Raw genomic sequence first — 10,107 nt, forward strand, 5'->3', positions numbered from 1 at the left:
GCCAACTCTAGGGTATCAGCGCGACGAGCCCGATGCGCTCGCCAGCCCATTGGACGGATTGCACAATCCGCCCGCTGCCATCGACCCAGAAGGTATTGGCGAAGCTCGCGCTCGGGCTGCGGCAGAACTCCGTCACCCGCTGCGCGGTGACGGGGCCGCCCGGCCGCTGAAGCGCCTCCGCCCCGTTCCAGGTGAGCGTGCAGACGAAGGCGGTCAGTGCCACCTCCTCGCCCCGCGTATAGAAGCCATGGAAGCGCTCGACCGGCCCGGCGCTGCCCGTCGCGAGCGCCGCGGCGGTGGCGCTGGCATCGGTCGAGGCGAGATCGCCGCCGAAGCCGCGCGTGGCGATCAGCATGCCCGCGCGGAGCGTCAGCGAGATGTCATCGGAGCTCATGTAGGTGTCATAGCCGTCGCGGCTGGCGACGAGCGCCATGGTGCCGGCCGTCCCGGTCTCCAACAGCGACAGGTTGAGCACCGGCAGCCCGAGCTGGCCGGCGGTCAGCCCGACGGAGGGCGGCGCGATCTCGGGCGTGCCCGAGCCGGTGGGCAACACCCCGCAGGCGCTGCAGGCGAGGGCGAGCGCCAGCGCGGCGCCGCAGGTGCGCAGGCCGCGCGTCATCTCCAGAACCTCCCCCAGCTCTCGCCGAGTTGCGGCGTGCCGTATTCCGCCGTCAGGTCGTAGAGCCGGTTGCGGACGTTGAGCCGCGCCCCGCCATCGCGCAGCACGGGGCGGAAGACCTCGGTGATCCGGACCCGCGAGGGTGTGCCGGCGATGGCCTGGACGGGCAGCGAGATGACGATGCCCTTGTCGAAGGCGCCCTCGCCGAAATCGTCGAAGGAGACATCGGTCAGCGTGAAGAACGCACCGACGCTGGCCCCGTTGGCGAAGACCCGGTCGAGTGTGAAGGTGGCCCCCCAGTCGCCGGCCAGGTAGCGGCCGGCGTCGATCCGGGCGGTATAGCCGTTCTCCATGTCGTAATAGGCCGAGGCATGGCCGGTGATCACGTCGTAATCCCGAAAGCCGAGCCCGTCGAAATCGCGCTGTACGGCGTAGTTGACCTCCGCCCCGAGCGCGAGCCGCGAGCTGGCCGGCCGCCAGAGCAGCTCGGCCGAGGCGCCGCCGTACATCTGCTCGAGGATGCCCACCGTCATGCGGCCATAGAGGTTCGGCCCGGGCCGGAAGAACTGCTCGACGGTCGCCCAGGTGATCTCCGTCTCGGTCTCGACGGCATAAAGGGCGCTGTCGGAGCGCACATGCGGTAGGATGGAATTCGAGCGGCGGCGGATGCTGTCGAGATTGCCGAGGAGCGGCTGGTAGATCTGGCCGGAGAAGAAGAGCCCCGGCGTCGGGTTGTAGCTGGCCGAAAGGGCGAGCCCCGCTTCGAGCCGCAGCGGCGCATCGGGGTCGAAATACGAGCGGCGGAGGATCGGCGCGAGCGCCCAGCGGAAGCCCGTCCCCTCCAGCACCGGCTGGTCCGCCGCGTCGGAAATGTCGGCCCGCGCATAGCTGAGCCAGGCGCCGTCCAGATCGTATTCCAGCGCCTCGAGGTCGCTGCGGCGAAGGCGGATCTCGCTTGTCGGCATGCCGGCAACGACGGGGACGATGACGAGCGTCTCGACCGAGGCCGGCAGCGTGTTCGCCATGACCCGCGCCGCCCGGCCGATGGCCTGCGACGGCGGGAAATAGGTCGGGTTCTCGAGCCGCAGCACCGCCTCGCTGCCATTGACCGTCAGCCCTTGCGAGCCGAGCCCGAGTGTGCCGAGGCTGAGCTCCAGCAGGTCGGGCCCCCGGACGGGCGCGCTCGCCGGCAGCGTCCAGCCCAGCGCCTCGGCGCTCTGGCGCGGCACCAGCGGCGGCGGGGCGGCGGCGGTGCCGCCGGGGATCGCCGTGTTGCCGGGGAAGAAGGTCCGCCCGTAGCTGATTCCGATGGTATTGCCGTAGAGATACGCCGCCGTCAGCTCGCCGCCATTGGCGAAACGGTAGCTGGCAGAGACGTTGAGCGGGCTGTCCTGGGTGAAGCCGAGCCGCCGGCCCTCGAACGGATAGGTGTCAGAGGAATATTCGGCGGCGAAGGAAAGCTGGTCGGTCGGCGTCCATCGGACGCCGCCGAAGAGCGCCGCATCGCCGCGAAAGAACACGTCGGCACGGATGCGGCCGGTATCCTCGATGGTCCGGCCCTCGGGCCGGTCGGCGAAGTAATCGTCGATCCGCGCCAGCGGGTTCGCGAAGGCGCCGCGCCCGGCGAGCCGCCCCCAGCCGATGCCGCCGGTGAGCTCGAGCCCCGGGGCGATCTCCTTCGTGGCGGCCACATATTCGGAGCTGAAGAGCCCGGTGCCGCCGAAATCGACCAACCCGAGCCGGACTGCCGGCATGATCTCGCCCTCTTCGGCGAGGAGCACGTGCAGATCGAAGCTCCGGTCGAAGTAATCGGCCCCCGGCAGCGCGATGTAGCGGAAGACGCCGGTGATCCGCGGCGTGATCTGGTAGGCCAGCGTCGTGCGGTATTCGCCGTCGAAGCCGAAGAGCGTCAGCGACAGGCTGTCGGGCGGCAGGGGCTGGCCGTTCGGCATGTCGATCAGCCCCGGCAGGCCGAAGCTGTTCAGATGAGGCGCCTCCTCTGCCGAAAGCGCGCCGGCGCCGGCCGCGATCAGAGCCGCCATGCCGAAAAGCCGCCGCACCGGGCCTAAGAGAGCACCAGACATCCATCCCTCCGCACTGGTCCTGCCCATGGTAGCGAACCGGGGCCCCCGGGGGCCAGCGGCAGCGGGCCGAATTGTCTCACCCGCAGCCCGGGGCGGCTTTGTTGCCACAGAAGATAGGCGCCCCCCCTTGCCCCAGCAGCGCGAACCGGGGGATGCTGCAGCTATTGCCCGCAATCCCTTGTTCAGACGGAACCGCATCTTGACCGAGATTACCCCCGTTCTGCTTGCCGGCGGCTCCGGCACCCGGCTCTGGCCGCTGTCGCGCAAGTCCTATCCCAAGCAGTTCGCGCAGCTCGTGGGGGAGCAGACGCTCTTTCAGGCGACCGCCCGGCGCCTGTCCGGCCGCGATGCGGGGCTGAGCTTCGCGCGGCCGACGGTCGTCACGAATTCGGATTTCCGCTTCATCGTCACCGAGCAGCTCGCGGGGGCCGGGATCGACCCCGGCGCCGTCATCATCGAGCCTGAGGGGCGCAACACGGCGCCGGCTGTGCTGGCGGCGGCGCTCCATCTCGCGGCGGAGGATCCGGGCCGGATCATGCTCGTCGCGCCCTCCGACCACCATATCCCCGATGATGCCGCCTTCCGCGCCGCCGTGGCCAAGGGGCTCGCGGCCGTGGAGGCGGGCAAGCTCGTCACCTTCGGCATCACGCCCGAATGGGCCGAGACCGGCTATGGCTATCTCGAGCTCTCCGGCCCGCCCGCCGGCGACGGCAGCGCCCAGCCGCTGGCCCGCTTCGTCGAGAAGCCGGATGCGGCGCGGGCGGAGGAGATGCTCGCCGCCGGGACCTATCTCTGGAACGCCGGCATCTTCCTCTTCCGCGCCAGCGACATGATCGCCGCGGTCGAGGCCCATGCCCCCGGCCTGATGGAGCCCGTCGGCAACGCCGTCACGGAGGCCGAGCCCGACCTCGGGTTCCTCCGCCTCGCGCCGGCGCATTGGGCGGGGGCGGAGGACATCTCGATCGACTATGCGGTGATGGAGCGGGCCGCCAATCTCGCCGTCGTGCCCTTTTCGGGTCATTGGTCAGATCTCGGCGGCTGGGATGCCGTCTGGCGCGAGACGGGGCCGGATGTGCGGGGGGTCTCCACCTCCGGCGCCGCCACGGCCATCGATTGCGACGACACGCTCCTGCGGTCCGAAAGCGACCGGCTGGAGGTGGTGGGCATCGGGCTGAAGAACATCGTGGCGGTGGCGATGAACGATGCGGTGCTCGTCGCCGACATGTCCCGCGCGCAGGACGTGAAGGCCGCCGTGACGGCGCTGAAGGCCAAGGGCTCTGCCCAGGCCACGCATTTCCCCAAGGATCACCGGCCCTGGGGCTGGTTCGAGAGCCTCGTCATCGGCGGGCGCTTTCAGGTGAAGCGCATCATGGTGCATCCCGGCGCCGCGCTCAGCCTGCAAAGCCATGTCCACCGCTCCGAGCACTGGATCGTCGTGGAGGGGACGGCGAAGGTGACGGTCGATGGCAAGGTGACGCTCGTGACCGAGAACCAGTCCGTCTACATCCCGCTCGGCGCCCTCCACAGGCTGGAGAACCCCGGCAAGATGCCCATGATGCTGATCGAGGTGCAGACCGGCGCCTATGTCGGCGAGGATGACATCGTGCGCTACGAAGACGTCTACGCCCGGGGGCAAGGCGCGCGGGGCTGAGGCTGGCGGGGCGTAACCTCCCCGCGCGGTACGGTGGCCTCAGGCGGTCTTAACCCGCCGGCGCTTTCCTCCCGGCCGAAAACCGCCAGCCGGGAGCGCTTCATGGCCGACAACTTCGCCTCACATGCCCAGACCCTCACCTCGCCCGCCGGGCGGCATCGGGCCATCACGCCGAGCGATGCGGCCGATCTCGACCCGGTTCCCCGGGCGCTCTACGTCAACGCCTCCGGCAGCGCCGTGCTGCGGGATTCCGAAGGCACCAGCGTGACCTACCAGCTCACCGCCGGGCAGGTGCTGCCGATGCGGGCGGTCCGCGTCATGGCGACGGGCACCACCGCCGGGCTGATCGGCTGGGATTGAGGCCGGCGGGCGGGGGAAGGGCGCGAGAGAGCGCGCCGCCCCTAGCCCCCGCAGGTAGCGGCGCCGGTGAAGCAGGCGGTGACCTGCGCGAGGTCCTCATCGCGCGGGTGGCGGAAGAGCTTGCCCGGGCAGGGCGAGAGCTCGAAATGGGGCACGTCCCCCTCCATCCGGGCGAAGGCGAGCAGGTCCTCGCCCGGCGCGACGTCGCCGCAATAGGGGCCGGCGCAGCGCGGCTCGAGCACCACGGGCAGGCTCTCCATCGCGCCCGTGAACCGGCCGGTCGCCCCGAGATAGCTGCCGGTGAAGCGGGCCGCGACGGGGGCGGGCTGCACCGCCGTGTCAAGATCCGACGCATAGGCGCCGGGCAACTGGCCGGCATCGAAGGCGAGCGTGCCATGGAGGATCATGTAGCCCTCCTCGGCCGCCGCGGCCTCGGCATAGCTCCGCGTCACATCGGCCGGCATGCAGGAAAGCGCCGCCGCCGCGCCGCCGCTGAGGCAGAGCGCGAGGGAGGCGGCGACGGGCGTGAGGGCTGTCATAGATGGGGCTCCAGTTCGGCGAGGGCCTGCGCATAGACGGCGCGCTTGAAGGGCACGATGGCGGGGACGACCTCTTCCGGGGCGGCCCAGCGCCAGGCGGAGAATTCCTGCTCATGGGCATCGAGCCGCACGTCGGCATCCTCCCCGAGAAAGCGCAGCAGGAACCAGGTCTGTTCCTGCCCCTTCCACTTGCCCTTGGTGATTGCCCCGCGCAGCTCGGGCGGAAAGTCGTAGCGGAGCGGCTCGGCCGTCTGCGCCACGACCTTGACCATCTCGGCCGTCACGCCGGTTTCCTCCGCCAGCTCGCGGAGCGCCGCCGTTCGGGCATCTTCCCCCGGGTCGATGCCGCCCTGCGGCATCTGCCAGGCGGGCTCGTCCCTGTCGGCGCGCTGGCCGAGGAAGATGCGCCCCTCGCGATTGGCGAGCATGATGCCGACGCAGGGCCGGTAGCCGCGCGCGCCCTCCACCGCTTCGCCCCCCCGGCTCACGGCTGGACGCTGGCCTGCTCGAGCGCCCCCATCGCCGGGCCGAGCGCCCGGAGCCCGCGCAGGAGGTCGATCGCATAGGCGAGCTGGTAATCCTCCTCGCGGAGCGCGGCGGCCGCCTCGGCGCGGGCGCGGTCCTGCTCCAGAAGCGTCCGGTCCTCGTCGGAGATGCTGTCGTTCTGCAGCGCGCCGCGCAGGTTCGCCTCGCCGAAGCGGCGGGCCGGGGTCTCGTCCTCGACCTCCTCGCCCACGGGCGCGGGGCGCGGCTGCTCGACGATGATGTCGGGCGAGATGCCGAGCGCCTGGATCGAGCGGCCGGAGGGCGTGTAGTAGCGCGCCGTCGTCAGCCGCATGGCGCCGTTGCCCTGAAGCGGCATCACCGACTGGACGGAGCCCTTGCCGAAGCTCTGGGTGCCGACGACGATGGCGCGGTGATGGTCCTGCAGGGCGCCCGCCACGATCTCCGACGCGCTCGCCGTGCCGCCGTTCACCAGCACCACGATGGGCAGCCCGTCGATCAGGTCGCCGGGCGTGGCGTTGTAGCGGTCGCCGTCCTCGGGCTGACGGCCCCGGGTCGAGACGATCTCGCCCTCTTCGAGAAAGGCGTCGGAGACGTAGATAGCCTGGTTCAGCAGCCCGCCCGGGTTGTTGCGCAGATCGAGCACCACGCCGTTGATGTTGTCGATGCCGCCGGCGGCCTCGATCTCGGACTCGATGCCCTCCTCCAGATTGGGGAAGGTCTGGTCGTTGAACGTGGTCACGCGCAGCACCAGGGTGTCGCCCTCCGTCCGGTGGCGGACGGCGGTGAGGCGGATGGTGTCGCGGATCAGCGAGACGTCGAAGGGCTCGGCCTCGCCCTCGCGCACCACGGTGATGATGATCTCGGAGCCGACGGGCCCCCGCATCAGCTCCACCGCCTCGTCCAGCGTCAGGCCGAGCAGGTTCTCGCCGTTCACGGCGGTGATGAAATCGCCCGACATGATGCCGGCGGCATCCGCCGGCGTGCCGTCCATGGGAGAGACGACCTTCACCCAGCCCTCTTCCTGCGTGACCTCGATGCCGAGCCCGCCGAATTCGCCGCTGGTCTGCACGCGCATGTCGGCGGCATCCTCGGGGGAGAGGTAGCTCGAATGCGGGTCGAGCGAGGTGAGCATGCCGTTGATCGCGGCCTCGATCAGCTCGCGCTCGTCGACCTCCTCGACATATTGCGCGCGGATGCGCTCGAAGATGTCGCCGAAGAGGTCGAGCTGCTCGTAGACGGAGGCATTGCCCTCCGCCTCCTGCGCGAGGAGCGGGCCGGCGACCTGAGTCGTGACCAGAAGCCCGAGAGCGGTGCCGCCCAGCGCGGCCAGTGCGAAGTTTCTCATGCCTGCCTTCCTCTTGCCCGTCAGCCCGGGCCCAGCGCGAACCAGGCGGAAGGATCGACCGGTGTCTCGCCCTCCCGCACTTCCACATACAGCGTCTCGGGCCGCGTGGCGCCCAGACCTTGCGCAACGTCAGTCAAAATCGCGTCAGCCGCCGGGGGCGTGCCGCCCATGATGCCGACGGGCTCGCCCGCGGGGATGATCTGCCCGGCCTGGCCGAAGACCTCGCCGAGCCCGGCGAGCACGAAGAGCACGCCGGGGCTGGGCTCGAGGATGACGACATTGCCGTAGTCGAGCAAGGGCCCCCGGAAGCGCACGGTCGCCGCCGCCGGCGCGGTGACGAGGGCGCGGGGGGCGGTCGCGAGGATGATCCCCGGCCGGGCGATGCCGGCGGCGTCGGGATCGCCGAAGCGGCGGATGATCTGCCCCTCCACCGGCAGCGGCAGGGCGCCGGTCGCCGCCGTCTCGGGGGCGGGGGTGGACAGCTCGCTGTCGATCACCTGCCCGAGCCCGGCGGCGAAGCCGTCGAGCGTGTCGGTGGAGGCGATGAGCAGCGCCGTCGCCACTGGATCCTCGATGAAGCGGCGCGGCAGGTCCGTCCGCTCGGAGATGGCGGCGGAAAGGCCGGCCCGGGCCGCCTGCGCGCCTTGCAGCCCCTCCTCGAGCGTATGGGCGGCATTGGCCTGCAGGAGCCGCAGTTCCTCGACCTCGGCGAGGCGGGCCTTGAGGGCCTCGACCTCCCGCTGAAGCGCCGGGGTCAGCTCCGAGACCATCATGCCGGCCTGGGCGGTGCCGAGCGGGCCGGAGGGATGGAGGAGCAGAAGCGGCGCCGGAGCGCGGCCCATCCGCTCCAGCATGGCGAGAAGCTCGGTGATCTCGCCGGAGGAGGCATCGAGCTCCGCCTCCAGCGCCTGCTGGCGGATGGCGGCGCGGCGGAGCCCCTCGCGCAGCGCGCCCAGCCCCTCCTCATAGGCCTGCACCGTCTGGGTCAGGGCGGCGATCCGGTCCGTCGAGCCCTCGGCGGCGGCGAGCTGCGCCTCGGCCGCCCGCAGCGCCTCGGCTGCGGCGGAGGCGGCGGCGGCCGTGCCCTCCTGCGCCTGGGCGGGCGTCAGGAGGGCGAGGGAGAGGAGCGCGGCGAGGGTGATCGGGGGGCGCTGCCCCCCGTCGCCTGAACGGCGACTCCCCCCGGAGTATTTGGAAGAAAGCGAGGGGAAGCGGCGGCGCCCGCGGGCGCCGGGCGCTCGCCGCAGATCAGGGCGGGCCGGAGGCCTCATGCGGAATCCGTGCCGGACCCTTGATCCGCCTCGTGATGCGGCTCGGGCAGGTGGCCGGAGGCGGTGGTCGCGGCGGTCTCGTCCTCCGGCTCCTCGACGGTCTTCGGCGCGGGGGCGGCGGGGCGGAGGAGGCTGCGGCCCGTCATCTCCTCCGGCTGCGGCAGGCCCATCAGCTCCAGCACCGTCGGCGCGAGATCGCTCAGGCGGCCGTTGACGAGGCGCGCGCCCTCGGGGGCGCCGAAGACGGCGACGTTGACCGGGTTCACCGTATGCGCCGTATGGGCGCCGCCGGTCACCGGGTCGACCATGACCTCGCAATTGCCGTGATCGGCGGTGATGACCATGGCGCCGCCGGCGCGCGTCAGCGCCGCCACCACCTTGCCGATGCCCTCGTCCACCGCCTCGCAGGCGCGGATCGCCGCATTCAGGTCGCCGGTATGGCCGACCATGTCGGGGTTCGCGTAATTCGCGACGATGAGGTCGTAGCCCTTGTCGATGGCGGCGACGAAGGCCTCGGTGACCTCGGCGGCCGACATCTCGGGCTTGAGGTCATAGGTGGCGACATTGGGGCTCTTCGGCATGTAGCGGTCCTCCCCCTCCTCCGGCTCCTCCTTGCCGCCGTTGAGGAAGAAGGTGACATGCGGGTACTTCTCCGTCTCTGCCAGGCGGAACTGGGTGAGCCCCTGCGACGCGACCCAGGCGCCGAGCGTGTTGACGATCTTTCGCTTGGGGAAGACGGCCGGGTACCAGGCGCTGTGGCGGGTGGAATATTCCACCATGCCGAGCTTTGCGGCGAGCTCCGGCACCGGGCCGCGGTCGAAGCCGTCGAACTCCGGGTCAGCGAGGGCGGTGAGGATCTCGCGGGCGCGGTCGGCGCGGAAGTTGAGGCAGAAGAGCCCGTCTTCCGGGGCGAGGCCCTTGTAGTCGCCGATAACGGTCGCGGGGATGAACTCGTCGGTCTTGCCCGCGTCATAGGCGGCGGCAATGGCCTCCTCTGGGGTGGCAGCGGCGGCGCCCTTGCCCTCGGCGATGGCACGATAGGCGGTCTCGACCCGATCCCAGCGGTTGTCGCGATCCATCGCGAAGTAGCGGCCGATGACGGTGGCGATCCGCGTGCCCTCGGGGAGGCGGGGGAGGAGGTCCGCGAGGTAGCCCTCCGCCGAGGAGGGCGCCACGTCGCGCCCGTCGGTGATGGCATGGAGCGTCACGGGCACGCCCGCGGCGGCGATGGACTCGGCGGCGGCGACGATGTGATCCACATGCCCGTGCACCCCGCCGTCGGAGAGAACGCCGAAGAGATGCGCGGTGCCGCCGGAGCTCTTGAGGCTGGCGATGAAGGACTGGAGCGCCTCTTCCTTCGCGAAGCTGCCGTCTTCGATGGCCAGCTCGATCTGGCCGAGATCCATCGCCACCACGCGGCCGGCGCCGATATTGGTGTGGCCGACCTCGGAATTGCCCATCTGCCCCTTCGGCAGCCCTGCATCGGGCCCATGGGTGATGAGCTCGGCATGAGGGCCGTCCTTGAAGAGCGCATCCACATGCGGGGTGTGGGCGAGGACGGGAGCGTTCCCGTGCCGGTCGGCGCGCTTGCCCCAGCCATCGAGAATGCAAAGGACGACGGGGGACGTGCCGGGCATGGGCGAGCTCCTTGGCTGACCGCTCCTCCATAGCGCTGCCGGGGCGGAGGGTGAACCCCGGGTGAGGGGGGCGACGCATCGATGGCGGGGCGGT

General features: G+C 71.0%; 9 protein-coding genes. 2 read left to right on the forward strand and 7 right to left on the reverse strand.

Annotation, left to right across the window (positions count from 1 at the left end):
* Positions 1-7: 7 nt before the first annotated feature.
* On the reverse strand, positions 8-619 hold the full coding sequence (locus tag ACAZ03_RS15990) for a YjbF family lipoprotein (RefSeq protein WP_373355111.1): 612 nt from the start codon (positions 617-619) through the stop codon (positions 8-10).
* The gene (locus ACAZ03_RS15995; RefSeq protein WP_373355112.1) at positions 616-2,703 is read right to left on the reverse strand and encodes a YjbH domain-containing protein; all 2,088 of its coding nucleotides are present in this window, start codon (positions 2,701-2,703) and stop codon (positions 616-618) included. The genes ACAZ03_RS15990 and ACAZ03_RS15995 overlap by 4 nt, the downstream gene beginning before the upstream one ends.
* A gap of 199 nt (positions 2,704-2,902) precedes the next feature.
* Between ACAZ03_RS15995 and ACAZ03_RS16000 the strand changes: the two genes are divergently transcribed.
* Positions 2,903-4,354, forward strand: coding sequence for a mannose-1-phosphate guanylyltransferase/mannose-6-phosphate isomerase (locus ACAZ03_RS16000; protein ID WP_373355113.1), 1,452 nt, complete (start codon positions 2,903-2,905; stop codon positions 4,352-4,354).
* A gap of 102 nt (positions 4,355-4,456) precedes the next feature.
* Entirely contained in the window at positions 4,457-4,714 is a 258-nt protein-coding gene (locus tag ACAZ03_RS16005; protein WP_373355114.1) for a hypothetical protein, read from the forward strand.
* 41 nt (positions 4,715-4,755) lie between these two features.
* On the opposite strand, the gene ACAZ03_RS16010 is transcribed toward ACAZ03_RS16005, so the two are convergent.
* From ACAZ03_RS16010 to gpmI, 5 genes are read right to left on the reverse strand one after another with little or no spacing between them, the layout of a single operon-like run.
* Entirely contained in the window at positions 4,756-5,253 is a 498-nt protein-coding gene (locus ACAZ03_RS16010) for a hypothetical protein (protein ID WP_373355115.1), read from the reverse strand.
* Positions 5,250-5,720 (reverse strand): RNA pyrophosphohydrolase, encoded by a 471-nt coding sequence (locus ACAZ03_RS16015; RefSeq protein ID WP_373355116.1) that lies wholly within the window; start codon positions 5,718-5,720, stop codon positions 5,250-5,252. Before ACAZ03_RS16015 ends, ACAZ03_RS16010 begins: the two co-directional genes overlap by 4 nt.
* 17 nt (positions 5,721-5,737) lie before the next feature.
* Positions 5,738-7,105 (reverse strand): S41 family peptidase, encoded by a 1,368-nt coding sequence (locus ACAZ03_RS16020; protein WP_373355117.1) that lies wholly within the window; start codon positions 7,103-7,105, stop codon positions 5,738-5,740.
* 20 nt (positions 7,106-7,125) lie between these two features.
* Positions 7,126-8,376, reverse strand: a complete 1,251-nt coding sequence (locus tag ACAZ03_RS16025; RefSeq protein ID WP_373355118.1) for a murein hydrolase activator EnvC — start codon at positions 8,374-8,376, stop codon at positions 7,126-7,128.
* Positions 8,373-10,013, reverse strand: a complete 1,641-nt coding sequence (gene gpmI / locus ACAZ03_RS16030) for a 2,3-bisphosphoglycerate-independent phosphoglycerate mutase (RefSeq protein ID WP_373355119.1) — start codon at positions 10,011-10,013, stop codon at positions 8,373-8,375. The genes ACAZ03_RS16025 and gpmI overlap by 4 nt, the downstream gene beginning before the upstream one ends.
* Positions 10,014-10,107 lie beyond the last annotated feature (94 nt).

The sequence above is a fragment of the Pseudoroseicyclus sp. CXY001 genome, from assembly GCF_041714655.1.
Taxonomy (GTDB): domain Bacteria; phylum Pseudomonadota; class Alphaproteobacteria; order Rhodobacterales; family Rhodobacteraceae; genus Pseudoroseicyclus_A.

What these genes read in the sequence shown, in the direction of transcription:
- ACAZ03_RS15990 (WP_373355111.1), bottom strand. Translation starts at nt 619, where the DNA reads ATGACGCGCGGCCTGCGCACCTGCGGCGCCGCGCTGGCGCTCGCCCTC.
- ACAZ03_RS15995 (WP_373355112.1), bottom strand. Translation starts at nt 2,703, where the DNA reads ATGTCTGGTGCTCTCTTAGGCCCGGTGCGGCGGCTTTTCGGCATGGCG.
- ACAZ03_RS16005 (WP_373355114.1), top strand. Translation starts at nt 4,457, where the DNA reads ATGGCCGACAACTTCGCCTCACATGCCCAGACCCTCACCTCGCCCGCC.
- ACAZ03_RS16010 (WP_373355115.1), bottom strand. Translation starts at nt 5,253, where the DNA reads ATGACAGCCCTCACGCCCGTCGCCGCCTCCCTCGCGCTCTGCCTCAGC.
- ACAZ03_RS16020 (WP_373355117.1), bottom strand. Translation starts at nt 7,105, where the DNA reads ATGAGAAACTTCGCACTGGCCGCGCTGGGCGGCACCGCTCTCGGGCTT.
- ACAZ03_RS16025 (WP_373355118.1), bottom strand. Translation starts at nt 8,376, where the DNA reads ATGAGGCCTCCGGCCCGCCCTGATCTGCGGCGAGCGCCCGGCGCCCGC.
- gpmI (WP_373355119.1), bottom strand. Translation starts at nt 10,013, where the DNA reads ATGCCCGGCACGTCCCCCGTCGTCCTTTGCATTCTCGATGGCTGGGGC.